Source organism: Henriciella sp., assembly GCF_029937755.1.
GTDB lineage: Bacteria > Pseudomonadota > Alphaproteobacteria > Caulobacterales > Hyphomonadaceae > Henriciella.
In genome coordinates, this window is the sequence record NZ_JAPYPG010000001.1 from 788302 (window position 1) to 812311 (window position 24010).

Genomic DNA, 24010 nt, shown 5'->3' on the forward strand with positions numbered 1-24010 from the left:
TGTCGATTTCCTCAGGACGCTGCAGGTTCGCGCGAACCAAGAGGTCCGGAGAATCGATGCGTCCGAGCATATACTTCAATGTCCATCTCGTCTCCGATTCTACAGGCGAGACGCTGAATGCTGTGATGCGTGCTGCCGCCGCGCAGTTCGAAAACGTCATCCCGCTAGAACACAATTACTATCTCGTTCGTTCCGAACGACAGCTTGAGCGTGTGATGCGCGACATCGAAGCGGCCCCCGGCGTTGTCTGGTTCACCATTTCGGACGAGTCGCTTCGCATGAAGCTCGAGCAGTTCTGCCGGGCCAACCAGATCCCGATGCTGGCAGTGCTGGATGCGTCCATCCATCTTCTGAGCCGGCATCTTGGCGTGGCCGCGACAGACCGTGTCGCCGGCCAGCATGCGCTGAACCAGGAATATTTCGAGCGGATCGAGGCCATCAACTTTGCGCTCGCCCATGATGACGGGCAAAATCTGCAAGGGCTGATACATGCCGATGTGATTCTTGTCGGGGTGAGCCGGACCTCGAAGACGCCAACCTGTGTCTATCTCGCCAATCGAGGCGTGAAGGCGGGGAATATCCCGCTTGTGCCAGGCGTTCCGCCGCCGCCTGTCCTGGATGAACTCGACCCGGATAAGGGCCCGCTGGTCATTGGCCTCAAGATCGGCGTGGAGCGGCTGGTCCAGATCCGCAGCCAGCGCCTGATTGCGCTGAACGAGACCTCGACCACCGACTACACCGATGAAGAAGCCGTGCGCGCCGAGGTGACGCAAGCCAGCCGGCTGTTTCAGCGCAAGAAGTGGACGATGATCGACGTCTCGCGCCGTAGTGTGGAAGAAACCGCGGCGGCCATCCTCAATAAGCTCAATGAAAAACGAGGCCAGGGATGAGCACGGCCGTCATTCTTGCTTCGGGCAGTGAAAGCCGGCGAAACCTGCTGGCCAATGCCGGTGTGGCCGCGACCGGTATCAAGCCGAATGTCGATGAAGATGCCGCCAAGGCTGCCTTCCGCGCTGAGCGGATGCGTGTGTCCGATCAGGCGATGCGGCTTGCCGAACTGAAGGCGGTAAAGGTCTCTCGAGGGCGGGAAGGCCTGGTTATCGGCGGCGACCAGATGCTGAACCTTGATGGCGAGGCAATGGACAAGCCGGTTGATATGGATGAAGCGGCCAGCCATTTGCGCCGTTTCTCCGGCAAGACGCACCGGCTGGAAACGGCCATTGTGATTGCCGAAAATGGCGAGCCGGTCTGGCGTCATCTCACCTCACCAAAACTGACGGTCCGGCCGCTTACGGACGACTACATCCAGACCTATCTGGACATGGCCGGTCCGGACATCCTCAAGACGGTCGGGGCCTATCAGCTTGAAGGTTTCGGGGCGCAACTCTTCAGCCGGATCGAGGGCGACTATTTCTCCATCCTCGGACTACCCCTGCTGCCCCTACTGGATTATTTGCGCACAAGAGGCGTAATAGCGTCATGATTCAGCGCCTTGCCGTCATTGGAGACCCTGTCGGGCACTCCCTGTCGCCACAAATCCACATGACGTGGATCGATGCGCAGAAGCGCAATGCGTCCTACGAATCCATTCGCGTGCCGAAAGGTGAGGCGGATCGGGCGCTACAGGATTTTGCCCGCAAGGAATTCCGGGGACTGAACGTTACGCTTCCTCACAAGGAAGCCATACTCGAAACGGTCAGCGATCGTTCGCCAGCTGTCGAAGCCATAGGCGCAGCGAATACACTGACCCGAAACCCCGATGGGAGCTGGCGTGCTGACAATACGGATGCGCCCGGTCTTATGTGCGCCCTTGAGCGTGTGGGCGTATCATCTGTAGACGGAAAGACAGTGCTGGTGCTTGGGGCCGGCGGTGCTGCCCGGGCCGCGCTCTATGCGCTTGATGGGGGCGGGGCTGACCTCATCGTCCTCAATCGGACAGTCGAGAAAGCTGGCATGGTCATCGAGGCTTGTTGCGACCGGGATCATCGGTTCGGACCGCTGGAAGATATTGATAGGCATGCGGCCAAGGCAGATTTCATTGTCAATACGACAAGCGCCGGCCATGCCGGGGAGCATTTCGTTTTGCCTGATGGCAATGGACGCCTGTTCTTCGAGATGAGTTACGGAGCGCCCGGCAAAGCGCAGATCGCGCATGCAAAAGCCCAGGGGTGGGAAGTCGAGGATGGCCTTGGCATGCTGGTTTGCCAGGCCGCCGAAAGCTTCCGCATCTGGTTTGACTGCGATCTGCCCGACATCGAGATGGCTCTTGAAGCCTGCCGCGAAACGCTCAAACTGCACGAATGATCATTCTCGGCCTGACAGGCTCCATCGGGATGGGAAAGAGCGCCACGGCGGCGATGTTCGCCGAGGCCGGCATTCCCGTCTATGACGCAGATGCGGCAGTCCATTCCATCTACACCAAAGGTGGTCTGGCAGTGGAGCCTCTGAGCGAACGCTTTCCCGGCGTGGTCGTCGACGGAGCGATCAGCCGCCAGCGCCTGCGCGACATCGTGATGGAAGACCCCGAGGCGATGAAAGACCTTGAGGCCATCGTCCATCCCCTTGTCGGTGAGACACAGGCACAGTTCCGGCGTGATGCCATTCACTCAGGTGCGAAGCTCGCCGTCCTCGATATCCCCCTGCTTTACGAGACGGGCGGCGACAGCCGCTGCGATTATGTCGCTGTCGTCAGCGCACCCCCGGACATCCAGCGCGCGCGCGTCATGATGCGTGAGGAGATGTCGGAATCCGACCTCGAAAAAATTCTCGCCAAGCAGATGCCGGACGCCGACAAGCGCGCCCGGGCCGACTTCGTGATTTCTACAGCCTTCGGTTTCGATTTCACGCGAACCCATGTAAACGCAATCGTAGAATTGCTGACCCGCATGGAGCGTGAAGAGAGATGACGACACAGCTTCGCGAGATTGCCTTCGATACCGAAACAACAGGCCTCAACTGGTCCGGTGAGGACCGGATCATCGAGGTGGGCGCGGTTGAGCTCATCAATCATGTCGCCACCGGCCGTACCTTCCATCAGCGCATCAATCCCCGCCGCAAGGTTTCGGAAAAGACAATCGAGATTACCGGCATCACGGACGAGATGCTGGTCGATATGCCTTTCTTTGAGGATGCCTGCATCGTGGATGCCTTGCTCGAATTTATCGACGAGTCCCCGATTGTCGCCCACAATGCGAGCTTCGACCGGGGGTTTCTGAATGCTGAACTGGTTCGCTGCGGGCGGCCCGAGATCATCGTCGACCGCTGGGTCGATACCCTCGACATTGCCAAGAAGCGCTATCCGGGTGCGCCGGCATCGCTTGATGCGCTGTGCAAGCGTTTCAATATCGGGCTTGAGGCGCGGACCCTTCACGGCGCCCTGCTCGACAGCCAGCTTCTGGCCGAAGTTTATCTTGAGCTTCGTGGCGGACGGGCCCGCAGCTTCGACTTCAATGACGGGTTCGGAGATGGCAACAAGGCCCGCTTCAGCACGGCACGCCAGCGGCCTGAGCCCCTTGTGTCACTCGTGACAAAAGAAGAGGCCGAGCGTCACTCGGCCTTCCTCGAAGAACTTGGTGAAGACTCGATCTGGGCGAAGCTTCGCGCCTGATCGTCAGGGACCAGCCTAGACCTGGCCGCCTGTACCGCCGCCATTTTCCGGCGTGGAGGTGTCCGGCATCGGCTGTTGTGGTGCAGCCTCTCCGCCCGTCTGGCCTGCAGCCTGTGCCGCCGTGCCCTGTTGGCGCTGCTGGCGATAAAGTGCGGTAAAATCGACCGGGTCGATCCGAAGCGCCGGGAAGCCGCCTTCCTGTGTGAGGTCAGCCACGATGCGGCGGGCGAACGGGAAAAGCATGCGCGGGCATTCGATCAGAAGCATGGCCTCCATGTCAGCCTGCGAGGCGCCGCGAAGCTGGAACAGACCGGCATATTGTAGCTCGATCAGGAAGAGCGCGGTGTCCTGCGTCCCGGCGCGGGCATTCATCTTCAGGACGACTTCATAGACGCCTTCGCTCTGGTTCTGCGGAATGGCTTGCACGTCGATGCCGAGATCCACATTCGGTTGCTCGTTCACCCGGGCACCGGGATTTTCAAAGGACAGGTCCTTGATATACTGGTTTAGCACGCGCAAGCTGGGCCCCGTAGGCTGCTGGGGCTGGGGTGCGGCGTCCGACGTGTCGCTCATGGGCAGAATTTCCTCTACAAACTGGGTCTGGCGCCTATCATGTGCCCACTTCATGCGCAACACTGGGTGGCACAGCAGAAAAGACCCCTATATGGGTGAGTGGTACACGCAATTCTAGTGGAGACACTATGTCATCCTCGATCATCGAACTGGCCCTGCTGGCCGCCATTGCCGCGTTTGTCGGCTGGCGCCTTTACACGACGCTGGGCAGCGACAATGGCACCCCGGACGGGCGTGCGCGTTCCGAGGCGCCGCAGCCGCGCCCGGCCAGTGAGACGAGACAGCCCCAGCCCGATTCAGGCCTGCGCCCGGCCTTTACGGGCCCTGCGGCTGCCGGGCTGGAAGCCATTCATGCGGCTGATCCATCCTTCAATCCGAGCGAGTTCCTGCAGGGGGCGCGCAGCGCTTATGAAATGCTGGCCGCGGCCTTCGCGCGCGGTGACCGGGAGACTCTGAAACCCTGGCTCGACACCGATGTCTATGAAGCCTGGGATGCCGCGATCGCCGAGCGTGAGAAGACCGGCGCCGAGGCCCCGCAACTCCTGCGCATGCGGCATAGCGAAATCGAGGAGGCCCGGCTCGACGGAAGCATGGCCCGGGTCACCGTGCGCTTCGAGGCTGAGCTCGGCGAAGGCGACCTGACGCGCAAGTCCGAAGAATACTGGACCTTCATGCGCGATACGAGTTCCGAGGATCCAAACTGGCTGCTCGACGATGTCGACGTGGCCGGCTAGGCTAGGCCTCTCATGACATGAGCGCACATTCAGCGCGCTTGGGCCTGTCATTCAGTTCAGTATGAGAGATCGAAGGTCGTGTTCGCTGGGCGCTGACTTGGTGCCAGGCTGAATGAGGGGTCAGGATCGCCGATATTAGGAGTTGTCGGTCTGCCAGAAGCCCGGCAACCTTAAGCCCATGTTGCGCCCCCTCTTCTTCGCATCGCTTCTGCTGCTGTCGGCCTGTGCTTCCTCACCTCGTCAGGAACCGGAACCGCCACCATTTGAGCAGGGCCCCGACACCAGCACCGAAGCCCCTGCCCCGATGCGGCCGCCCGTTCCGGCAGCATTCGCTTCGCTTCCTGGCTGGGCGAGTGCTGATGTTCTTCCGGGTCTCGAGGCCTTCCGGAAAAGCTGTGCCGTTTTCCAGAGGCGGGATCGCTCGGCCTTGCTTTCACAAGCCTCCCCATGGGCGGGCCGGATCGAGGACTGGCTGCCGGCCTGTGCGACGCTTGATGTCGCAATGGACGAAGCCAGCGCACGCACCGTCATGCAGACCCTCTTCCAGCCGGTGGAGATCCGTAGTTCCGATGGTGAGTCGCGCTTCACGGGCTATTTCGAGCCGGTTTATGACGCGCGCTATTACCCTCAATATCCTTACACCGAGCCGGTCCCGGCCTTGCCTGAAGATCTCGTTTCCGAAGGCGGTGACAATGTCTACCAGCGTCTATCGGGCGGCAGTCGGCGACCCTATCCGGCGCGTGCGGAGATCACACGAAATGGCGTCGGGCCGCTTGCCTATGCTCACCCCGCCGATGTCTTCTTTCTGCAGATCCAGGGCTCCGGCAAGCTCCGCTTTCCGGATGGTCGTGTCGTGAAAGCCGCCTACGCTGCCCATAATGGCCGGCCGTTCCGATCGACCGCCAACTGGCTTTATGAGCGCGGCTGGATTTCGCGGGGCGAGCGCAGCATGCAGGGCATTCGCGCCTGGATGGACCGGGCAAGCCCGGAGCGTGTGCGCCAGGCCATGAACGCCAATCCGCGCTTTGTTTTCTTCACGCTGGAAGAGACCAATGCTAGCGCCAGTGGTCCGAAAGGGGCGATGACGGTTCCGCTCACCCCGCTCGGCTCCATGGCGGTTGACCGCTCCTTCCATCCGCTTGGTGTCCCGGTTTTCGTAAACACCTCCGCCCCGGGCCTCGGCGGCGACTGGGCGGGCCTCCTCAATGCGCAGGATACAGGCGGCGCGATTACAGGCGCGGTACGAGGTGACATCTATTTCGGCACCGGTCCCGAAGCCGGCGACAGGGCCGGCACGATGAATGCGCCCGGCCGGCTGTGGGTTCTCCTTCCGCGCGCCGTGGCCGCCCGCCTCAATGGCCGGGATGCCTATGCGGCTCTTGGATCACCGACCCCATCGCCTTAAATGTCGCGCATGGCGAAGCGGCGGCTGACAGAAGAAGAAGAGAAAGCCTGGGACCGGGTGCGCCAGACGGTGCGGCCGATAAAATCCGGTGGCTCTCCGAAAGTGAAGCGTGATGTGAGCGAACATCCGTTGCTCAAACCGGTCAAACCCGAGCCGGATCCTGTTTCACGTGAAAAACCTGCCAAAACCGGACTGAAACCGGACTATAACCGGACTGTTTCCGGACCCCAGAATCGGGGCTCCGAAAAGAAGGTCAGGCGTGGGAAAATCGAGGTCTCTGCCAGTTTCGACCTGCATGGTCATACCCAGGATTCTGCTTGGTCTGCCCTGCCAGCATTCCTCATGCGTGAGCAGGCGCGCGGCTCGCGATGCGTAATTGTCATTACAGGAAAGGGGAAGTACGGGGAAGGCGTATTGCGACGTAACTTCCTGCGCTGGCTAGAGATGCCAAATGCCGGGGGCCTCATCTCCGGCTACGCCCAGGCCCACCCCCGACACGGTGGCGCAGGCGCCTTTTACGTGTTCCTGAGGCGCCGCTAAGCCTTTGTTTGTCTTGAGGCTTTTTCGGCCAGCCCTGATACGCCGCGCCGCTCCGCTAACGCATCGGCGACCATGTCCAGCGTGACCCCTTTTGCCCTCAGTCCAACAAGTAGATGGAAGATCAGATCGGCGGCTTCAGACGCGGTTTCCTTCCGCCCCTCAGCGGCAATGGCAAGGGCGACTTCACCGGCTTCTTCCACGATTTTCTTTCCGCAACGAAGCTCGCCGCTGTTCAGCAGTTTGGCCGTATACGATTTTTCGGGATTACCGCCCGCCCGACTATCGACGGTCTCGGCGAGCGCCGCGAGCAGGCCCGTCAGTCTATCTGCTGATCCAAGGGGTTGTTTTGCCATGGGTTTTCTGCCTCACGTCTCGAAGGGTCTGACCGGCGCACCAGCGTCTGTCATAGCGGCTCGGGCTTCGGCCAGGGTGACTTCGCCGAAGTGAAAAATAGAGGCTGCCAATACAGCATTTGCTCCGCCTTCCAAAACAGCGGGCGCCAGATCGGCTGCCGAGCCTGCGCCACCAGAAGCGACCACGGGAATGGAGACCGTCTTCGTAATCGCCTTCAACAACGGGATGTCAAAGCCTGATTTTGTCCCGTCCTTATCCATCGAGGTCAGCAGAATCTCGCCAGCACCCCGCTGCTCGGCTTCCATAGCAAATTCAACAGCATCAATACCCGTGGGCTTGCGACCTCCATGGGTGAAGATCTCCCAGTGATCCCCTGTCTTGCGGGCATCGATCGCGACAACGACGGCCTGACTGCCACCTTTCGCGGCACATTCGGAGATAACCGCAGGATTGGCGACGGCCGCCGAGTTGATCGCCACCTTGTCTGCCCCGGAGCGCAACAGTTGGACCAGGTCTGACGCCGATCTCACCCCACCGCCAACTGTCAGCGGCATGAAGCATTGTTCGGCGGTTCGTCTGACGATATCCAGCATTGTCCCGCGCCCTTCATGGCTCGCCGTGATGTCCAGAAAGCAAAGTTCGTCAGCACCTTGTGAATCATAGGCTTTTGCAAGAGCCACAGGGTCTCCGGCATCGCGCAGGTCGACGAAATTAACACCTTTGACCGTGCGTCCATCTTTCACATCCAGGCAGGGAATGATGCGCGTTTTAAGCATGGCAGATCAAGCCCTCGCAGCCTCAATGGCTTCAGCCGGGTCGATATCGCCATCATAAAGCGCGCGGCCGAGAATCGTGCCGGAGATGGGGCGCTTTCCACCCGATTTCCTGAGGTTTTTGATGTCTTCCACGCTTGCTACACCGCCAGACGCAATGACCGGAATCGAAACAGCGTCGGCCATCTCACTGGTAAACGCGACATTCACACCCGTTTTCATGCCATCGCGGGAAATATCGGTCACGACAAGACCTGCAACGCCGCATCCCTCGAAGATTTTTGCAAGCTCAATAGCTTTTATGTCGGAGGTCTCGGCCCAGCCCTCCACGGCGACATAGCCATCCTTTGCGTCTACCCCAACGACAATCTTTTCCGGCAGATCGCGGGCTGCGGACTTGACCAGGTCTGGGTCCCGAAGGGCAGCGGTGCCAAGAATTACGCGGGAGATGCCGGCTTCGAGCCAGGCATCGATCTGGGCACGGGTGCGGATGCCGCCGCCAAGCTGCACAGGCACATCGGTTGCCTTGAGGATGCCACGCACCGCTTCACCATTAGCGCTGTCGCCTGCAAAGGCGCCATTCAGGTCGACTACGTGTAACCGGTCAAACCCCATGGTCTTGAACTGGTATGCCTGGTCTGACGGGTCCGGATTGAACGCGGTCGCCTTGTCCATTTCGCCCCGCAGCAGACGAACGCACTGTCCGTCCTTGAGGTCGATAGCCGGGTACAGGTTAAAACTCATGCCGGCTCCCAGGTCAGGAAATTGGCGAGCAGGCGCAAGCCTACACGCTGGCTCTTCTCCGGATGAAACTGCGTTCCGAAGAGATTGTCGCGGGCGACCGCTGCCGTGATTTCTCCGCCGTATTCGGTCGTCGCTGCAATATCTGCGGGATTGGTCGGTACCATAGCGTAGGAATGTGTGAAATAGACGTGTGGGTCATCGCCAAGCCCCGCCAGAACGGGGTGGTCCTGTTTCAATGACAATCCGTTCCACCCCATGTGGGGCACCGCCAGCCCACCGCCGGGCTTGATGCGGTCGACATCCCCGGCAATCCAGCCAAGGCCAGGCGTCTTTCCATCCTCAAGGCCCCACTCGGCGATGAGTTGCATGCCGACACAGATGCCGAGAAAGGGTTTGCGGCTGTGTATGACGGCCTCCTGCAACGCACTCTCCATGCCTTCAACGGCACGAAGACCGGCGGCGCAATCTGCGAAATGGCCGACGCCTGGCAGTACGATTCGGTCAGCCTTCTGCACGCGATCAGCGTCACCCGTGACCTCGATATCGACGGCAGCGGCGCACATTTCTGCCGCCGCCCGCAAGGCGCGCTCGGCGGAGTGCAGGTTGCCCGATCCGTAATCTATCAACACAAGTGAGGTCATCAGGCGCGCTCATAACGGGGGCTGCGCCTGGAGGAAAGAGGCGTCAGCGCCTTGATCCGCCGAATTTGCTGCAGCAAGCTGACACATATCAGTTTCTGAATGGAGTTTTCCCTCATGCGCATCCTGCCTTCCCTCTGTCTTGCGGCCAGCCTTGCCTTGGCGCCAGCGTATGCCGACACCTCTACTGAGAAAGCAATGAGCCTTGTCGAGCAGCAGGAGGCTCTGACCGGGAGTCTCGCAAGCCAGCTCTGGGAGTGGGCTGAGGTTGGCTATCAGGAGACAAAGTCGTCCGGCCTGCTGCAGGACACGCTGTCGAATGAAGGCTTTGAGGTCGAGGCCGGTGTGGCTGGAATTCCGACTGCCTTCGTTGCCGAATATGGGTCCGGGGAGCCGGTGATTGCTGTGCTGGCGGAGTTCGACGCCCTGCCGGGGATCAATCAGTCCAGCGAGCCAACGAGACAACAGATAGATGGCAAGCATGCCGGGCAGGCCTGCGGACATAATCTCTTTGGCGCGGGTTCCGTGTCCGCAGCGATCGCCATTCGCCATTGGCTTGAAGATACCGGAACCACGGGCACGATCCGTGTTTACGGCACACCAGCGGAAGAGGGGGGTAGCGGCAAGGTCTATATGACGCGTGCCGGCCTGTTCGATGATGTCGACATCGCGATGCACTGGCACCCGGACGACCAGAATTCGGCGGCGGCCAACACCTCGCTGGCCAATCGCTCGGCCAAGTTCCGGTTTCATGGCAAGTCAGCTCATGCCGCCGGCGCACCCGAACGCGGTCGCTCGGCCCTCGATGGGGTCGAGGCTTTCAATATGATGGCCAATATGCTCCACGAACACATTCCGCAGGATGCACGCATTCACTACGTGATCACGCAAGGCGGTAATGCGCCCAACGTGGTGCCGGACTTCGCCGAAGTCTTCTACTATGTCCGCCATCCGGAAGCCGACGGCGTCGACAAGATCTGGGCGCGGCTGGAAAATGCGGCTCGTGGCGCCGCCATGGGCACAGGCACGGAAGTCGATTGGGAAGTCATTCATGGCAATAACCCGCTGCTGGTCAATGAGACGCTGGCGCGGATGATGGACAGTAAGCTGCGAGAAGCCGGCGGGATTACCTATACGGCCGAAGAAAAAGCTTATGCGGAAAAACTGGCTGCGAGCTTCGACAATCCGGAGCTCAAGATTGGCTCACAGGAAGAGATTCAGCCCTTCGAGATTTCGCTTGGCTACGGCTCAACCGATGTGGGCGATGTCTCTTGGGCGGTTCCGACCGTTGGCCTGCGCACAGCAACCTGGGTTCCGGGTACTTCTGCGCATAGCTGGCAAGCGGTCGCTGCAAGCGGCATGTCGATCGGCCAAAAAGGCGCGCAACTGGCTGCGGAGGCACTGACGCTTGCTGCCGTTGAACTTTACCAGAACGACAACCTCATCGACGAAGCTTGGGAAGAGTTCGAGGACAAGCGCGGCCCGGACTATGAATACAAGTCGCTGCTCGGCGACCGTGATCCACCGCTGGATTATCGGAAGTAGTTCCTAGAGACTGCCCTTGGTGGAGGCCGGTTTGCCCTGAAGGCGCGGATCGGCCGTCACTGCCATGCGCAGGGCTCGGGCGGTTGCCTTGAAGCAGCTCTCGGCAATATGGTGATTATTCTCACCATAGAGATTTTCGACGTGCAGGCACATGCCGCCATTGCCTGCGAGGGCGTGGAAGAACTCCTTGAAGAGTTCTGTGTCCATGTCGCCGATCTTGTCGCGCCGGAAATCCACCTTCCAGACGAGATAGGGGCGCTTGCAAAGGTCAATTGACGCGCGGCTCAGCGTTTCGTCCATCGGAATATAGGCGTGACCGAAACGATTAATGCCGGCAAAATCGCCCAACGCCTTCATGATTGCCTGGCCTATGACGATGCCGGCATCCTCCACCGTGTGGTGGAAGTCGATGTGCAGGTCACCCTTCGCCTTGACGGTCAGATCGATGAAGCTGTGGCGCGACAGTGAATCCAGCATATGGTCGAAGAAGCCGACACCGGTCTGAATGTCTGACTTTCCTGTCCCGTCTATATCGACGGTGACGGTGATATCGGTCTCGCGCGTGGTGCGCGTTACGGTGGCGGTACGATGATTGGTCATATCGGCTTCAGATAGTCTCTCCAGTTCGAAAGAGCTACACCAGATTCATTCACGGAATTCTAAAGTTTCAGTGGGAGTTATGCTTCAGCGTTCAGATCTGAAGCACGAACCCGCCGAGGCCCCCTCCTGCAAGTACTTGTCAAACTCACCCGCATGCTTGCCAAGGCACGCTTTTCAACGGTTGTTCCGGCAACGGCCGGAGTACTCGCGCTGGTTTTGTCGATCCTGTTCGATGTGGCGTATTTAACTGCGGCACATTCCCGCACCGAGGAGGCCAATGATATCCTCGCCGCACGGATTGCGGAGGCGGTCGCGCCGCCTTTTGCCGCGGGAGATATGGCCGAGGTTGAGAACATCGTGTCAGCGATCGCGCCTGGCGATGTCGTTGTGACAGACATGAACGGGACTGTCGTAGCCGGATCTGGTGATGCAAATCAACGCGGCGAGACCTTTTCCGTTATGGCGGGCGGGCAGCAGATCGCAACGATCCATGCCGACCAGATTATGTCCAATGGCTTTCTTATCCCCCTGCCAGTCATGCTCACCACGACGCTGATCGTTGTCGGGCTGGCCTTCTGGCTATCGAGCTTTTTCGGGCGCATCACCAGTTCCCAGATTGAGGGTCTTGCGGAAACCCTCAAGCGACTTGGCGAGGGGCGATTGTCACAAGCCAGCAGCACACAGCTGAGTTTTGAAGAGTTTCGCTATCTTCAGGTCGATCTCGTGAGAACGATGCGACGGCTGCGGGCGGAGAATATCAAGTTACAGCAAGCCGCCTACAGCGATGAGCGAACCGGCTTGGGCAATTCGGCAAAACTGACCGAGCAGCTGACGGATGTGATCTCCGGCTGTTCGTTCGAGGAGCCGGCGGCCTACGTTCTTCTGGATGCGGAAGGCCTGCAGCATTTTTCCGAGTCGCATGGCATGATCATGCCGAATGAAGTCCATGCCGCCCTTGCGCGGCGCCTCTCTCAATATGTTGCCGATCAGGAAAAGGAATACTCAATGCCGGCCGGAAGCTGGCCGGTCTTTGCGCTGCAGTCAGATGAATTTGCCGTTCTGGTTGACAGGATCGGGACCCGAGCGGATGTGATGCGGTTTGTGCGCCAGATGCTGGATCTGCTGCGGCAACCCTATGAAATTGGCGGCCAGTCCTTCCGTCTGCCGGCGCGCGCCGGGATCGTCATTATTCCAGAGGATGGTCAGTCACCGACCGAAATCCGCAAGCGCGCTGAATCTGCGCTTTATCAGGCACGCCGCGCCGAGACTGTGAATTTCCAGTTCTATTCGCCAAAGTTCGACCGCCAGACCGCCGCCCGCAAGCGACTTGAGGCGGAAGTCCGCGCGGCTGTCGAAAATCGGCGCTTCGTACCTGTTTTCCAGCCCAAGGTGGATTTGCGTACAGGCCGTATAGTCGGTGCAGAGGCCCTGGCACGCTGGAAGCTGGAAAGTGGGCGCATCGTTTCGCCGAGCGTTTTTATTCCTGTGGCCGAAGCGACGGGGCAGATCGGTCAGATCGGTATGCAGATTACCGAGCAAGCCTGCCGCGCTGCCGCGCAGTGGCATGCCCGGGGCTTCCGGGATGTCTCGGTTGCCGTCAATGTCTCACCGTTACAGTTCGAGTCCGAGGACCTGGGCGCCATGATCATCCGTGCGATGAGTGAGGCCGGGCTTCCCCCACGGCTGTTGCAGCTGGAGATCACCGAGAGTGTTGCCGTCTCCGATCCAGACCGGCTGAAAGATGTTATCAATCCGCTCAAGACAATGGGAGTTAGGCTCGCCATCGACGATTTTGGCACCGGCCACTCCAACCTGTCCATGCTGGGTCGACTGCCTTATGACGTGTTCAAGATCGACCGCGCTTTTATTTCCAGCCTCTATACCGACAAGCAGGCGCCCGCGATTGTCGAGATGATCCTTGGCATGGCCGAGACGCTTGGCATGGAGACGGTGGCTGAAGGTGTCGAGACCGAGGCCCAGCAGAATTTCCTGCGCAGACGCGGTTGCGACCAGTACCAAGGCTATTATTACAGCCCGCCCGTATCGATGGAGAAATTCATCGAGATGCTCATCGTCGACCGGGATAATTCAACAGCCAATGCAGGCTGAGCACTGGCAGGCCCTTGCGAAGTGATCGTGGGTGCGCCACATCCCCTTTCGTGACAGAGAACGATACTTCCCGCTCCCCGCTGTGGCACGGCACGACAATTCTTGCCGTGCGCACCGAAGACAAGGTTGTGATCCTGAGTGATGGACAGGTCTCGATGGGCCAGACCGTCATGAAAGGGAATGCCCGCAAGGTGCGCCGCCTTGGCAGTGACAATGCGATCCTGGCCGGCTTTGCCGGGGCCACTGCCGACGCCTTCACCTTGTTTGAACGCCTCGAACAGAAACTCGAGCGCCACCCCAACCAGCTGCAGCGCGCTGCCGTTGAGCTTGCCAAGGACTGGCGAACGGAAAAATACCTTCAGAAGCTCGAAGCGCTGCTGATCGTTGCCGATAAGGAAGTGACCCTGGTCATTACGGGCGCCGGGGATGTTCTTGAGCCCGAACACAATGTTGTCGCTGTTGGCTCTGGCGGGAACTACGCGCTTGCTGCGGCGCGTGCGCTCTACGCCTACGAAAAGGATGCCGAGGCGCTCGGTCGTCAGGCCATGGAGATCGCCGCCGACATCTGCGTCTACACAAATGCGAATTTTTCTGTCGAGACCCTGGATCTCAAGACCTAATGGATATGTTGACCCCGAAAGAAATCGTTGCGGAGCTCGACCGCCATATTGTTGGCCAGGCAGATGCCAAGCGTGCTGTGGCGCTCGCGCTGCGTAATCGCTGGCGCCGGAAGCAGGCGCCTGAGAACCTACGGGACGAAATTACGCCGAAGAATATCTTGATGATTGGCCCGACCGGTGTCGGCAAGACCGAGGTTTCGCGCCGTCTGGCCAAGCTCGCGAACGCTCCCTTTCTCAAGGTCGAAGCCACGAAGTTCACTGAAGTCGGCTATGTCGGACGCGATGTGGAACAGATTATTCGGGATCTGGTCGAGTCTGCAGTCAGCATGGTGAAGCAGCAGCGGCGCAAGACTGTCGAGGAACAGGCGCGCGAGGCTGCGGAAGACCGCCTGCTAGATTCGCTGGTGGGCGAGGATGCTCAAAGCTCTACGCGCGAAGTGTTTCGCAACAAGCTGCGCACTGGTGAGCTCGACGATAAGGATATCGATATCGAGCTTTCAGATTCGAGTAATCCCATGCCCATGATGGACCTGCCCGGTGGCGGTGGGTCCATGGGAATGGTCAATCTCGGCGATCTGCTTGGCAAGGCCATGGGCGGGCGTACCAAGCGTGTGCGCACAACCGTACGCGATGCCTACAAGCCGCTTATTGGCGAGGAGGCCGACAAGCTGATTGATGAGGAAAGCGTGCAGCGCGAGGCAATCCGGCTGGTTGAGTCGGATGGCATCGTCTTTCTTGATGAGATCGACAAGGTTGCCGGCGCGAGCCAGCGCAGCGGCGCCGACGTCAGCCGCGAAGGCGTGCAGCGCGACCTGCTTCCCTTGATTGAGGGAACCACGGTCTCCACCCGCCGTGGACCGGTGCAGACCGATCACATCCTGTTCATTGCGTCGGGCGCGTTTCATGTTGCCAAGCCATCGGATCTGCTGCCGGAATTGCAGGGCCGGTTGCCGATCCGGGTTGAGCTGAACGCTCTGTCCCGGGATGACATGCGCCGCATCCTTGTAGAACCTGAAGCCTCTCTGATCCGGCAGTATGAAGCCCTGATGAAGTCGGAAGGCATTGAGCTGAAGTTCGATGATGCTGCTATCGATGCCCTTGCCGATATTGCGGTGCGCGTAAACGATACGGTTGAGAATATCGGTGCGCGGCGCCTGCAGACGGTACTTGAGCGCCTGCTGGATGAGATCAGCTTTACTGCGCCTGACCGCTCAGGCGAGACTGTGACCATCACGGCTGATTATGTGGAGGCCCAGCTCTCGGACCTGGCCGGCAATACCGATCTGTCGAAATTTATCCTTTAGCAGCGCTGGCTGAGCGCCGCACGGGCAGATGTTTCTTGCCCCAGTCGCGGAAGGTCATCAGAGCAGGGCCGAACTCCCGTCCCTTTTCGGTGAGCAGATATTCGTAACGTTTGGGCCGCTCTACATAGAGCTTGCGCTCAAGAATGCCTGCTTCCACAAGCCGCTTGAGTCGGCTGGAGATAATATGGCGCGTTGCTCCCGTATTGGCGGCAAATTCCTCGAACTTTGAGCTCCCGAGAAAGCAGTCCCGCAGGATCAGCAGGGTCCAGCGATCGCCAACCAGGGTCAGCGTTCGCGCCACGGGGCACCAATTTTCTTCGAGTTCGGTCCATTTCATGATGACAGACCATAAACCAATTTGCTAGAGTTCCAAAATGGAACTGAAATCGGCATGAAACAGGCAGCGATCATCATAGGCGCAGGAGACGCGACGGGCGGGGCAATTGCAAGACGTTTTGCGCGTGGCGGATTTGCTGCCATTTGTGTGAGAAGGACAGAAGAGGCGGTGCTGCCACTGGTCGAAAGTATCCGTGCAGCGGGTCTTGAGGCGGAAGCGGCCGGGTGCGACGCGCGCGACGAGGACCAGATGATCGCGCTGTTCGATCGTGTGGAGCGCGAGGCCGGTCCAGTTGGCGCGATGATCTTCAATATCGGCGCGAATGTCCATTTCCCAATCACCGACACGACGGCGCGTATTTATCGCAAGGTCTGGGAAATGGCGGCTTTCGCCGGTTTTCTCGCAGGCAGGGAAGCAGCGCGCGTAATGCTGCCCCGCAAGACGGGCACAATAATCTTTACTGGTGCGACGGCCTCGATGCGTGGCGGCGCGGGCTTTTCGGCCTTTGCAGGGGCAAAGTTCGCCTTACGCGCGCTCGCCCAATCCATGGCGCGTGAATTGGGACCACAAGGAATCCATGTGGCGCACTCAGTCATTGATGGAGCGATCGATACGGCATTTATCCGGAAGAACTTTCCTGATCGCTATAAGCTTAAGGATGAGGATGGCATCCTGGACCCGGAAGCCATCGCCGAAGCCTATTGGATGCTCCACAATCAACCACGAACGGCATGGACGCATGAGCTCGACCTCAGGCCTTGGATTGAAAAGTTCTAAATTGGAATGCGCTGGAGATAAGAATGACCCGAAAACTTGAATTCTGTTTCGATTTTATCAGCCCTTACTCCTATGTCGCCTTTCATGCGTTGCCTCACTATCTGAAAGGCGTCGAAGCGCAGTTGGTCTACCGACCCGTCTTCCTTGGCGCGATCATGAAGAATACCGGCAACCGCCCTCCTGGAATGGTGCCTGCAAAGGCGACCTACATGCAGAAGGACCTGCAGCGCAGCTGTGATCGCTACGGAATCAGTTTTCGTATGAATCCTCATTTCCCGATGATGAACACTCGGCCGGTCCTTCGTATCGCTTGCGCATTGACCGGTTCTGATCAGGAGAGCTTCATCCGGACTATCTTTCATCACGTATGGGCTGCCCCCGAGCCGTTGAAGACAGATGAACTCGACCAGGTTAAGGCGGTCTGCGAAGCGGCCGGACTGGATGGGACGAAAATGGTCGCTCTGTCAGAAGATACAAACGCCAAATCAGCGATGATCGCCAACACGGAGAATGCACTTGAGCGCGGCGCGTTCGGCACCCCCAGCTTTTTCGTTGGAGACACACTCTTCTTCGGCCATGACCGGCTTGACTATGCGGCTGAGCTTCTCAAGGGGCCTCAACCCGTCGGCTGAGCCCGTGACTGAAGCAAGGCCTGGCCAATTATGGCCTTGATGGTTTTCGGTGTGAACGGCTTTTCCACGAGAAAGGTCGGCTCTCCTGTTTCGCCGCGCAACAAGGCGTGTGGGAAGGCGGTGATGAAGACAACCGGAATCCCGTAAAGTGAGGCGATTTCAGTTGCCACATCGGCGCCCGAAGCCTCATCGTTCAGGATGACATCAGAGAGGACCAGGCCTGGCCGCAGGTCCTGGCAAGCTGTCATGGCGGCTCTGGCTTCTGATGCGGTTCCGATCACGGTGTGACCCATGCCGTGGATAATACTGGCAATATGGGCAGCGATAAGTGCCTCGTCCTCTATCATGTAGACATCTGTAGGGAGGGCGGAGGCTTCTTTTTGTCGGGCAGCGAGGAGTAGATCGAGGACCTCAATCTCCGGCTTTCCCATGATCGTGGCGACTTCTGCAACCGAAAAGTTTTCCAGCTCCGTTAGCAGGAGGGCTCTGCGCTCGGAACTGGCGAGCGACCGGGTGGCATTAGCACCTGCATCCGGAAATCTTGTTACCAAATGTGCATCAAGCACGCCATATAGATGGCATCGCAGGCCCGGTTCGTGCGGATCCGGATCGGATTCCGAAATCTTTTCAAGCATGACCGCGACCAGCTCATCGGCTGAGGCCCTGTTACCCGTGGCGGCCCGCGCATACCGCCTCAGGAAGGGTATTGTCGCCTCGATCTGGTCCATTCTGGTCACAACTTTTGTCTGTCTTCCGCTTTGCGGAATGCTCGCAGCTTTATGCGGCGAGGTATAGGAACCATTGCCTCCGCTGTCGTCGCGCGAGCAGCAGTTTGGCTGAAGGAATGGAAGGCAGCTTGGAGCAGCTACCGCAGCACCTGCCAGGCGCTACGGTGGCAAGATTGCCTGATCAGGCCAGAATGGCAGCCTTTTTCGCGAGCTCTGCATAAGGCGTCTCGGGTCGGGGCCCATAGTGAGAAATCACCTCGGCTGCAGCGATATGCCCAAGCTTGGCGCAAATCTGTAATGGAAGGCCCTTCGAGACCCCGAACAGGAAACCGGCTGCATACTGGTCGCCGGCGCCTGTCGTATCGATCACGTCTTTCACTGGCTCGGCAGCAACATGGATCGGCTCTCCGTCTCCAATGACGACAGAGCCCTTCTCCGATCGGGTAACCGCAGCAAGGGCTGTGTCCTCGCGAAGTTTTTCGACTGCGGCATCGAAGTCATCCGTTTCGTAGAGGGACAGCAGTTCATCCTCATTGGCGAACAGGATGTCGACATGGTTTCGGATAAGATGGAGGAAGCTCTCGCGGTGACGTTCCACACAGAAGCTGTCCGATAGCGTAAGTGACACCTGGCGGCCTGCAGCCTTCGCGATTTCGGACGCATGCACGAAGGCGGCTTTCGCGGCTTCCTGATCGAAGAGATAGCCTTCCAGATAGAGAATGGCCGCTTTCGAGACCATGTCTTCCTGGACGTCTTCAGGCGAGAAGAGCACTGACGCCCCGAGAAAGGTGTTCATGCTGCGTGCCCCGTCAGGGGTTACGAAGATGATCGAGCGCGCCGTAGCCGGACCTTCAGCAAGCGGCGGCGTGGTGAAGGGAATGCCGCTGTCATTCATGTCCTTGCGGAAGACATCGCCCAGCGCATCTTTCGAGACCTTCCCGATATAGCCGGCTCGGGCACCAAAGCTGGCGAGCCCGGCAATCGTATTGGCTCCCGAACCACCTGATAGCTGGCGAGCATCCGGAGCGGCTTTGGTCAGCGTATCGGCGCGCGGTTCATCGATCAGGGTCATGCCGTTCTTGCGAATTTCGTACTCCTCCAGAAAGGAGTCCTCGACCGGGGCAATCATGTCCACAATTGCGTTTCCAAGACCAACGACGTCGAACTCGATATCTGCCACGCGCACCTCTCTTTATTGACGGGAACAGCGCTTGGCTTCGCAAACCTTGAGCGCCGAAGCAAGCTAGTACCGGAATATTACTTCGCTTGTCCGCAGTCGCCTGCCCTAAAAGGCTGGCTCTAGATCGTAACGCCGGCCTTCTGTGCATCGGCCAGGAAGGCGGCAAGCCCCTTATCGGTCAGTGGATGATTGATCAGACTGCGCAGGACGGCCGGTGGAACGGTGGCAACATCAGCGCCCGCTAGCGCAGACTCCTTCACATGGTTCGGTCCACGGATAGAGGCGGCCAGAATCTGGGTCTCGAACATATAGTTATCGTAGATCGTGCGGATGTCCTCGATAAGTTCCATACCATCAATGTTGAGGTCATCGAGCCGCCCGATGAAGGGCGATATATAGGTTGCGCCTGCCTTGGCGGCGAGAAGGGCCTGGTTTGCGGAAAAGCACAGGGTGACATTCACCGCGGTACCTTCATTGGCAAGTGTACGGCAGGCCTTCAGGCCGTCCATTGTAAGCGGCAGTTTGACGGCCACGTTCGAAGCGATCTTCTGAAGCGTGCGCCCCTCATTCACCATTGCCTGGTATTCCGTGGCGACAACTTCTGCGCTGACGTGACCGGATGTCAGATCGCAGATCTCCGCAATAACGTCAGAGAATTTCCGGCCCGATTTTGCGACCAGGGATGGGTTGGTTGTTACCCCGTCAATCAGGCCGGCATCGGCCAGTTCCTTGATTTCGCTCGTATCGGCGGTATCGACAAAGAATTTCATGGCTGAGGCTCCTGCAAAGTGTAGCCTGCGATGTAACAAGCGGCAGGGCGGTTCGCTAGGCCGCCGCGATGAGTTCCTTAAAATAATCGACCGTCTTCTGCAGCCCATCACGAAGCCTGACAGTAGGTTCCCAGTCGAGGGCCCTCTTGGCACGGGTGATGTCGGGCTGGCGCTGACGCGGATCATCCTGCGGCAGCGGTTTGTGTACCAGTTGCGATTGTGCGCCGGTCAGCTCGATGACCAGTTCGGCGAGTTCTTTGATGGTGAATTCGCCCGGATTGCCGAGATTGATCGGGCCAGTGGTCTCCGGCCCAGTGTTCATTAGGCGCACAAGGCCGTCAACGAGGTCGTCGACATAACAGAAGCTTCGTGTCTGCTGGCCATCGCCATAGAGCGTGATGTCTTCGCCTCGAAGGGCCTGCATTATAAAGTTGGAGACAACGCGTCCGTCATTGGGATGCATCCGTGGCCCATAGGTGTTGAAGATGCGGGCCACCTTGATCTCCATGCCATGCTGGCGGTGATAGTCGAAGAACAGGGTCTCGGCGCAACGCTTGCCTTCGTCATAGCATGAGCGTGGTCCGATCGGGTTCACATGGCCCCAATAGTCTTCCGTTTGCGGGTGGATCTCCGGATCGCCATAGACCTCTGAGGTAGATGCCTGCAGGATTTTTGCCTTGGTTCGCTTTGCAAGGCCAAGCACGTTAATCGCCCCATGTACGGAGGTCTTCGTCGTCTGGACCGGGTCGAACTGATAATGAACAGGGCTTGCCGGACAGGCCAGATTGTAGATCTGGTCAACCTCCACGAAGAGCGGGAAGGTCACATCGTGACGCATCAGCTCGAAGCGCGGATTATCCATGAGATGGGCGACATTGGTGCGTGTGCCTGTGAAGAAATTATCGACACAAAGAACCTCAGCCCCCTCTTCCAGGAGGCGGGCGCACAGGAAGGAGCCGATGAACCCGGCGCCGCCCGTGACGAGGATGCGGGGCGCGAGGTGCATCAGACCGCCGGCCGGCCAACGGAGATATAATCGAAGCCGCGTTTTGCCATGTCTTCCGGCGCATAGATGTTGCGCAGATCCACCACGACGTTGCTTTTCAGCGTCTCCTTTACGCGGTCGAGATCAAGGGCGCGGAACTGGTCCCACTCGGTGATGATGACCATGGCGTCAGCGCCATCGATCGCGCCATAGGCGTCGTCGGCATAATCGAGGCCGGTCATCAGCTTCTGCGCCTCATGCATGCTTTCGGGGTCATATGCGCGGACGATGGCACCAGCCTCAATCAGGGCCGGGATGATGTCGAGGCTCGGCGCATCGCGCATATCGTCTGTATTCGGCTTGAAGGCGAGTCCGAGGACGCCGACCGTCTTGCCCTTCACATCCCCGCCCATGGCCTTGATGATTTTTTCGGCCATGGCTTTCTTGCGGCGGTCATTGACCTCGACCACTGTATCTACGATGCGCACCGGGCAGCCTGCCTCGTTGGCGGTCTTGGTCAGCGCCAGTGTGTCCTTCGGGAAGCATGAGCCGCCATAGCCGGGGCCGGCATTCAGGAATTTGCGGCCGATCCGGCCATCAAGTCCAATGCCGCGGGACACTTCCTGAACGTTTGCGCCGACAGCTTCGCAAAGGTCGGCCATTTCGTTGATGAAGGTGATTTTCACGGCCAGGAAGGCATTCGCGGCGTACTTGATCAGCTCAGAGGTCCGCCGTGAGGTAAACAGAATTGGCGTCTCATTGAGGAAGAGCGGACGGTAGAGTTCGCGCATCACGTCCCGGGCGCGCTCGGTGTCGGTGCCGACGACGACCCGGTCGGGGATCTTGAAATCCTTGATGGCGGCGCCTTCGCGCAGGAATTCCGGATTGGAGACAACCGCGAAATCGGCGTCCGGCTTGGCCTTGCGGATGATCGCCTCGACTTCGTCACCAGTCCCCACGGGCACTGTCGATTTGGTGACGACCACGGTAAAGCCGTTCATGAGTTCGGCAATCTCCTCAGCGGCTGCATAGACATAGGACAGGTCAGCATGGCCGTCCCCACGCCGCGAGGGTGTGCCGACGGCAATAAAAACAGCGTCGGCTTCGGCAATCGCGTCTTCTGCTTCCGTCGTGAAGGTGAGGCGTCCGGCATTCACGTTCTGGGCAACCAGGTCATCAAGGCCCGGTTCATAGATCGGAATCTCGCCCTTCTTCAGGCGCTCGATCTTGTAGGCATCCTTGTCAACGCAGGTGACCACATGGCCGAAATCCGCAAAACACGCCCCGCTAACGAGGCCCACATAGCCCGTTCCGATCATCGCTACGCGCATGGAAATATCCCGTCTTGATCTACGCCACTTCGAGTGCCGCGAGGGGTGCGATTTTTCTCACCAAAGGTCAAGCCGGGCGGGGCAGGCCAGCCATTTCAAAACAATGCCATATGGACCATACCTTCGTGATGAGCGCGGCGATCAGATTTCCTGATTGTAGGCGCCGACTTCCTCGTGTTTACCGAGCCGCGGCCTCACTTCCTTATGGAAGAGGTCGCGCATGTCGTCGGGCGATTGAAGGCTTTCGACCACGACGACGAGCTCCGGCTTGTTGGAGGAGGCTCTGACAAGCACCCAGGACCCATCTTCCAGCGTCACGCGTGCGCCGTTCACGGTATTCACTTCGGTCACCTTGCGGCCAAGGATTTCTGTGCCCTCGAGGTCCTTGTATTCTTCTACCATCTTGTCGACGACGCCGTATTTCAGCTCGTCATCGCAATGCGGAGACATGGTGAGCGAGGTGTAGGCAATGCCAAGCTCATCGCGAAGGTCGGCCATTGTCTTGTCCGGGTTGCGGTCAAGCATCTGCAGAATCGCGCCGGCAGCGACGAGGCCATCATCATAGCCAAGCCCGATCGGCGGGCGGAAAAAGAAATGGCCTGACTTTTCAAACCCAGCCAGCGCGCCGAGATCTGTCGTGCGGCGTTTGATGTAGGAATGGCCGGTCTTGTAATAGTCGACGGTGGAGCCGTTCTCCTTCAGGACCGGGTCGGTCTTGTAGAGACCGGTCGATTTCACATCGACAACGAACTTGGCGCCAGGGTGCACTTTAGACAGGTCGCGCGCCAGCATCAGGCCAATCTTGTCTGCAAAGATTTCCTCGCCCGTATTGTCGACGACGCCGCAGCGGTCGCCATCGCCATCAAAGCCTAGCGCAACGTCCGCACCATATTCCTTCACGGCCTTCGCCATGGCGTGCAGCATCTCGCTGTCTTCCGGGTTGGGGTTGTATTTCGGGAAGGTGTTGTCGAGATCGCAATCCATCTCGATCACTTCCGCACCCATGGCCCGCAGCGCATCGGGGGCGAAGGCCCCTGCCGTCCCGTTGCCGCAGGCTGCAACGACCTTGATCTTGCGCTTCAGACTGATGCTGTCAGCAACCGACGCAATGTATTTCTCGCGAAGACCGTCGACGCGGAAGGCTCCGCCGCCAGCGCGCGGCTGGAAGCCGCCATTCAGTACGATTTCCTTTAGCCGCCCCATCTCGTCTGGCCCGAAGGTAAGCGGCTTGTTCGCGCCCATCTTCACCCCTGTCCAGCCATTCTCATTGTGGCTGGCGGTCACCATCGCGCAACAGTCGGCGTCGAGCTCGAACTGGGACCAGTAAACCATGGGGGAAAGTGCGAGGCCGATGTCGAGTACTTCGCAACCGCCGGCGACAAGGCCAAGTTTCAGCGCATTCTTGATCGGCAGGGAGATGGAGCGGAAATCGTGGCCCGTCACGACCTTGGGCTGAACGCCCAGCTCGTGGAACAGTGTTGCCATGCCCAGCCCCAGCGCCTCCGCACCGAGCAGGTTCAGCTCTGGCGCTTTCTCGTTTCCCGGTATCCCGAACCACCAGCGAGCATCATACTCGCGAAAGCCGGTGGGCTTCACGAGGGGCAGTGTCTCGAATTCGATCGTGTTGGCGGCAATATCGGCGCGCGGTTTCGGCATCATGGGCGCGTCTCTCCCTCTATTTGGCTAGGCTCACTTGGCACGAATGTATGAATGAATTCCAGTGG

27 protein-coding genes are annotated in these 24010 nt (G+C 59.2%); 14 read left to right on the plus strand and 13 right to left on the minus strand.

Translation table 11 applies throughout. The annotated features are described in order from the left end of the window. The first annotated feature begins 56 nt into the window (after positions 1–56). From Q1K29_RS03925 to dnaQ, 5 genes are read left to right on the plus strand one after another with little or no spacing between them, the layout of a single operon-like run. A complete protein-coding gene (locus tag Q1K29_RS03925; protein WP_300391645.1) occupies positions 57–890 on the plus strand; it encodes a pyruvate, water dikinase regulatory protein in 834 nt (277 codons plus the stop codon). Next, positions 887–1483, plus strand: a complete 597-nt coding sequence (locus tag Q1K29_RS03930; protein ID WP_300391646.1) for a Maf family protein — start codon at positions 887–889, stop codon at positions 1481–1483. The genes Q1K29_RS03925 and Q1K29_RS03930 overlap by 4 nt, the downstream gene beginning before the upstream one ends. After that, on the plus strand, positions 1480–2304 hold the full coding sequence (locus Q1K29_RS03935) for a shikimate dehydrogenase (protein WP_300391647.1): 825 nt from the start codon (positions 1480–1482) through the stop codon (positions 2302–2304). The genes Q1K29_RS03930 and Q1K29_RS03935 overlap by 4 nt, the downstream gene beginning before the upstream one ends. Continuing rightward, complete coding sequence (gene coaE / locus Q1K29_RS03940; RefSeq protein ID WP_300391648.1) at positions 2301–2906, plus strand: dephospho-CoA kinase; 606 nt, start codon at positions 2301–2303, stop codon at positions 2904–2906. Before Q1K29_RS03935 ends, coaE begins: the two co-directional genes overlap by 4 nt. Further along, on the plus strand, positions 2903–3607 hold the full coding sequence (dnaQ, locus tag Q1K29_RS03945) for a DNA polymerase III subunit epsilon (RefSeq protein WP_300391649.1): 705 nt from the start codon (positions 2903–2905) through the stop codon (positions 3605–3607). The genes coaE and dnaQ overlap by 4 nt, the downstream gene beginning before the upstream one ends. 15 nt (positions 3608–3622) lie before the next feature. Here dnaQ and secB read toward each other — a convergent pair whose 3' ends face one another. Continuing rightward, entirely contained in the window at positions 3623–4180 is a 558-nt protein-coding gene (gene secB / locus Q1K29_RS03950; RefSeq protein ID WP_300391650.1) for a protein-export chaperone SecB, read from the minus strand. 128 nt (positions 4181–4308) lie between these two features. Between secB and Q1K29_RS03955 the strand changes: the two genes are divergently transcribed. The 3 genes from Q1K29_RS03955 to Q1K29_RS03965 all read left to right on the plus strand — a co-directional run bounded on the left by Q1K29_RS03955 (position 4309) and on the right by Q1K29_RS03965 (position 6859). Continuing rightward, entirely contained in the window at positions 4309–4914 is a 606-nt protein-coding gene (locus Q1K29_RS03955) for a Tim44/TimA family putative adaptor protein (protein ID WP_300391651.1), read from the plus strand. A gap of 178 nt (positions 4915–5092) precedes the next feature. Further along, entirely contained in the window at positions 5093–6319 is a 1227-nt protein-coding gene (locus tag Q1K29_RS03960; RefSeq protein WP_300391652.1) for an MltA domain-containing protein, read from the plus strand. A gap of 9 nt (positions 6320–6328) precedes the next feature. Beyond that, the gene (locus Q1K29_RS03965; protein WP_300391653.1) at positions 6329–6859 is read left to right on the plus strand and encodes a Smr/MutS family protein; all 531 of its coding nucleotides are present in this window, start codon (positions 6329–6331) and stop codon (positions 6857–6859) included. Here Q1K29_RS03965 and hisE read toward each other — a convergent pair. Genes hisE through hisH form a run of 4 tightly spaced genes read right to left on the minus strand, consistent with a single transcriptional unit; the run spans position 6856 to position 9371 of the window. After that, the gene (gene hisE, locus Q1K29_RS03970; RefSeq protein WP_300391654.1) at positions 6856–7212 is read right to left on the minus strand and encodes a phosphoribosyl-ATP diphosphatase; all 357 of its coding nucleotides are present in this window, start codon (positions 7210–7212) and stop codon (positions 6856–6858) included. The genes Q1K29_RS03965 and hisE overlap by 4 nt on opposite strands. 12 nt (positions 7213–7224) lie before the next feature. Then, a complete protein-coding gene (hisF, locus tag Q1K29_RS03975) occupies positions 7225–7989 on the minus strand; it encodes an imidazole glycerol phosphate synthase subunit HisF (RefSeq protein WP_300391655.1) in 765 nt (254 codons plus the stop codon). Between the two features lie 6 nt (positions 7990–7995). Then, positions 7996–8730: a 1-(5-phosphoribosyl)-5-[(5-phosphoribosylamino)methylideneamino]imidazole-4-carboxamide isomerase gene (hisA, locus tag Q1K29_RS03980; RefSeq protein WP_300391656.1), complete on the minus strand. Its 735-nt coding sequence runs from the start codon at positions 8728–8730 to the stop codon at positions 7996–7998. Continuing rightward, complete coding sequence (gene hisH, locus Q1K29_RS03985; RefSeq protein WP_300391657.1) at positions 8727–9371, minus strand: imidazole glycerol phosphate synthase subunit HisH; 645 nt, start codon at positions 9369–9371, stop codon at positions 8727–8729. Before hisH ends, hisA begins: the two co-directional genes overlap by 4 nt. A gap of 114 nt (positions 9372–9485) precedes the next feature. Here hisH and Q1K29_RS03990 point away from each other — a divergent pair, with 114 nt between their 5' ends. Further along, positions 9486–10913 carry an amidohydrolase gene (locus tag Q1K29_RS03990; protein WP_300391658.1) on the plus strand — a complete coding sequence of 476 codons (1428 nt, stop codon included), beginning with the start codon at positions 9486–9488 and terminating at the stop codon, positions 10911–10913. A gap of 3 nt (positions 10914–10916) precedes the next feature. Here the strand turns inward: Q1K29_RS03990 and hisB are convergent, their stop codons facing one another. Next, on the minus strand, positions 10917–11513 hold the full coding sequence (hisB, locus tag Q1K29_RS03995; protein WP_300391659.1) for an imidazoleglycerol-phosphate dehydratase HisB: 597 nt from the start codon (positions 11511–11513) through the stop codon (positions 10917–10919). Between the two features lie 153 nt (positions 11514–11666). Between hisB and Q1K29_RS04000 the strand changes: the two genes are divergently transcribed. The 3 genes from Q1K29_RS04000 to hslU are packed head-to-tail and all read left to right on the plus strand — an operon-like array spanning position 11667 to position 15546. After that, entirely contained in the window at positions 11667–13622 is a 1956-nt protein-coding gene (locus Q1K29_RS04000) for a bifunctional diguanylate cyclase/phosphodiesterase (protein WP_300391660.1), read from the plus strand. Between the two features lie 50 nt (positions 13623–13672). Further along, a complete protein-coding gene (gene hslV / locus Q1K29_RS04005) occupies positions 13673–14242 on the plus strand; it encodes an ATP-dependent protease subunit HslV (RefSeq protein ID WP_300391661.1) in 570 nt (189 codons plus the stop codon). Further along, positions 14242–15546, plus strand: a complete 1305-nt coding sequence (gene hslU, locus Q1K29_RS04010; RefSeq protein WP_300391662.1) for an ATP-dependent protease ATPase subunit HslU — start codon at positions 14242–14244, stop codon at positions 15544–15546. Before hslV ends, hslU begins: the two co-directional genes overlap by 1 nt. Here the strand turns inward: hslU and Q1K29_RS04015 are convergent. Further along, positions 15536–15883 (minus strand): helix-turn-helix domain-containing protein, encoded by a 348-nt coding sequence (locus tag Q1K29_RS04015; RefSeq protein ID WP_300391663.1) that lies wholly within the window; start codon positions 15881–15883, stop codon positions 15536–15538. The two genes, hslU and Q1K29_RS04015, sit on opposite strands and share 11 nt — an antisense overlap. A 48-nt stretch (positions 15884–15931) precedes the next feature. Here Q1K29_RS04015 and Q1K29_RS04020 point away from each other — a divergent pair, with 48 nt between their 5' ends. Together Q1K29_RS04020 and Q1K29_RS04025 are read left to right on the plus strand one after the other, a co-directional pair. Continuing rightward, entirely contained in the window at positions 15932–16660 is a 729-nt protein-coding gene (locus tag Q1K29_RS04020) for an SDR family oxidoreductase (RefSeq protein WP_366524165.1), read from the plus strand. A gap of 23 nt (positions 16661–16683) precedes the next feature. Then, complete coding sequence (locus Q1K29_RS04025) at positions 16684–17292, plus strand: 2-hydroxychromene-2-carboxylate isomerase (RefSeq protein ID WP_300391665.1); 609 nt, start codon at positions 16684–16686, stop codon at positions 17290–17292. On the opposite strand, the gene Q1K29_RS04030 is transcribed toward Q1K29_RS04025, so the two are convergent. The 6 genes from Q1K29_RS04030 to Q1K29_RS04055 form a co-directional block, all read right to left on the minus strand. Continuing rightward, a complete protein-coding gene (locus Q1K29_RS04030; RefSeq protein ID WP_300391666.1) occupies positions 17277–18020 on the minus strand; it encodes a response regulator in 744 nt (247 codons plus the stop codon). The genes Q1K29_RS04025 and Q1K29_RS04030 overlap by 16 nt on opposite strands. Before the next feature lie 181 nt (positions 18021–18201). Further along, complete coding sequence (locus Q1K29_RS04035) at positions 18202–19200, minus strand: adenosine kinase (protein ID WP_300391667.1); 999 nt, start codon at positions 19198–19200, stop codon at positions 18202–18204. A 119-nt stretch (positions 19201–19319) separates the two neighbouring features. Then, positions 19320–19970, minus strand: a complete 651-nt coding sequence (gene fsa / locus Q1K29_RS04040) for a fructose-6-phosphate aldolase (protein ID WP_300391668.1) — start codon at positions 19968–19970, stop codon at positions 19320–19322. Between the two features lie 55 nt (positions 19971–20025). Continuing rightward, positions 20026–20976: a UDP-glucuronic acid decarboxylase family protein gene (locus tag Q1K29_RS04045; protein WP_300391669.1), complete on the minus strand. Its 951-nt coding sequence runs from the start codon at positions 20974–20976 to the stop codon at positions 20026–20028. After that, on the minus strand, positions 20976–22286 hold the full coding sequence (locus Q1K29_RS04050) for a UDP-glucose/GDP-mannose dehydrogenase family protein (RefSeq protein ID WP_300391670.1): 1311 nt from the start codon (positions 22284–22286) through the stop codon (positions 20976–20978). The genes Q1K29_RS04045 and Q1K29_RS04050 overlap by 1 nt, the downstream gene beginning before the upstream one ends. A 141-nt stretch (positions 22287–22427) precedes the next feature. Beyond that, positions 22428–23942: a phosphomannomutase/phosphoglucomutase gene (locus Q1K29_RS04055; RefSeq protein WP_350210686.1), complete on the minus strand. Its 1515-nt coding sequence runs from the start codon at positions 23940–23942 to the stop codon at positions 22428–22430. Positions 23943–24010 lie beyond the last annotated feature (68 nt).

What these genes read in the sequence shown, in the direction of transcription:
- Q1K29_RS03925 (WP_300391645.1), top strand. Translation starts at nt 57, where the DNA reads ATGCGTCCGAGCATATACTTCAATGTCCATCTCGTCTCCGATTCTACA.
- Q1K29_RS03930 (WP_300391646.1), top strand. Translation starts at nt 887, where the DNA reads ATGAGCACGGCCGTCATTCTTGCTTCGGGCAGTGAAAGCCGGCGAAAC.
- Q1K29_RS03935 (WP_300391647.1), top strand. Translation starts at nt 1,480, where the DNA reads ATGATTCAGCGCCTTGCCGTCATTGGAGACCCTGTCGGGCACTCCCTG.
- coaE (WP_300391648.1), top strand. Translation starts at nt 2,301, where the DNA reads ATGATCATTCTCGGCCTGACAGGCTCCATCGGGATGGGAAAGAGCGCC.
- dnaQ (WP_300391649.1), top strand. Translation starts at nt 2,903, where the DNA reads ATGACGACACAGCTTCGCGAGATTGCCTTCGATACCGAAACAACAGGC.
- secB (WP_300391650.1), bottom strand. Translation starts at nt 4,180, where the DNA reads ATGAGCGACACGTCGGACGCCGCACCCCAGCCCCAGCAGCCTACGGGG.
- Q1K29_RS03955 (WP_300391651.1), top strand. Translation starts at nt 4,309, where the DNA reads ATGTCATCCTCGATCATCGAACTGGCCCTGCTGGCCGCCATTGCCGCG.
- Q1K29_RS03960 (WP_300391652.1), top strand. Translation starts at nt 5,093, where the DNA reads ATGTTGCGCCCCCTCTTCTTCGCATCGCTTCTGCTGCTGTCGGCCTGT.
- Q1K29_RS03965 (WP_300391653.1), top strand. Translation starts at nt 6,329, where the DNA reads ATGGCGAAGCGGCGGCTGACAGAAGAAGAAGAGAAAGCCTGGGACCGG.
- hisE (WP_300391654.1), bottom strand. Translation starts at nt 7,212, where the DNA reads ATGGCAAAACAACCCCTTGGATCAGCAGATAGACTGACGGGCCTGCTC.
- hisF (WP_300391655.1), bottom strand. Translation starts at nt 7,989, where the DNA reads ATGCTTAAAACGCGCATCATTCCCTGCCTGGATGTGAAAGATGGACGC.
- hisA (WP_300391656.1), bottom strand. Translation starts at nt 8,730, where the DNA reads ATGAGTTTTAACCTGTACCCGGCTATCGACCTCAAGGACGGACAGTGC.
- hisH (WP_300391657.1), bottom strand. Translation starts at nt 9,371, where the DNA reads ATGACCTCACTTGTGTTGATAGATTACGGATCGGGCAACCTGCACTCC.
- Q1K29_RS03990 (WP_300391658.1), top strand. Translation starts at nt 9,486, where the DNA reads ATGCGCATCCTGCCTTCCCTCTGTCTTGCGGCCAGCCTTGCCTTGGCG.
- hisB (WP_300391659.1), bottom strand. Translation starts at nt 11,513, where the DNA reads ATGACCAATCATCGTACCGCCACCGTAACGCGCACCACGCGCGAGACC.
- Q1K29_RS04000 (WP_300391660.1), top strand. Translation starts at nt 11,667, where the DNA reads ATGCTTGCCAAGGCACGCTTTTCAACGGTTGTTCCGGCAACGGCCGGA.
- hslU (WP_300391662.1), top strand. Translation starts at nt 14,242, where the DNA reads ATGGATATGTTGACCCCGAAAGAAATCGTTGCGGAGCTCGACCGCCAT.
- Q1K29_RS04015 (WP_300391663.1), bottom strand. Translation starts at nt 15,883, where the DNA reads ATGAAATGGACCGAACTCGAAGAAAATTGGTGCCCCGTGGCGCGAACG.
- Q1K29_RS04025 (WP_300391665.1), top strand. Translation starts at nt 16,684, where the DNA reads ATGACCCGAAAACTTGAATTCTGTTTCGATTTTATCAGCCCTTACTCC.
- Q1K29_RS04030 (WP_300391666.1), bottom strand. Translation starts at nt 18,020, where the DNA reads ATGGACCAGATCGAGGCGACAATACCCTTCCTGAGGCGGTATGCGCGG.
- fsa (WP_300391668.1), bottom strand. Translation starts at nt 19,970, where the DNA reads ATGAAATTCTTTGTCGATACCGCCGATACGAGCGAAATCAAGGAACTG.
- Q1K29_RS04045 (WP_300391669.1), bottom strand. Translation starts at nt 20,976, where the DNA reads ATGCACCTCGCGCCCCGCATCCTCGTCACGGGCGGCGCCGGGTTCATC.
- Q1K29_RS04050 (WP_300391670.1), bottom strand. Translation starts at nt 22,286, where the DNA reads ATGCGCGTAGCGATGATCGGAACGGGCTATGTGGGCCTCGTTAGCGGG.
- Q1K29_RS04055 (WP_350210686.1), bottom strand. Translation starts at nt 23,942, where the DNA reads ATGCCGAAACCGCGCGCCGATATTGCCGCCAACACGATCGAATTCGAG.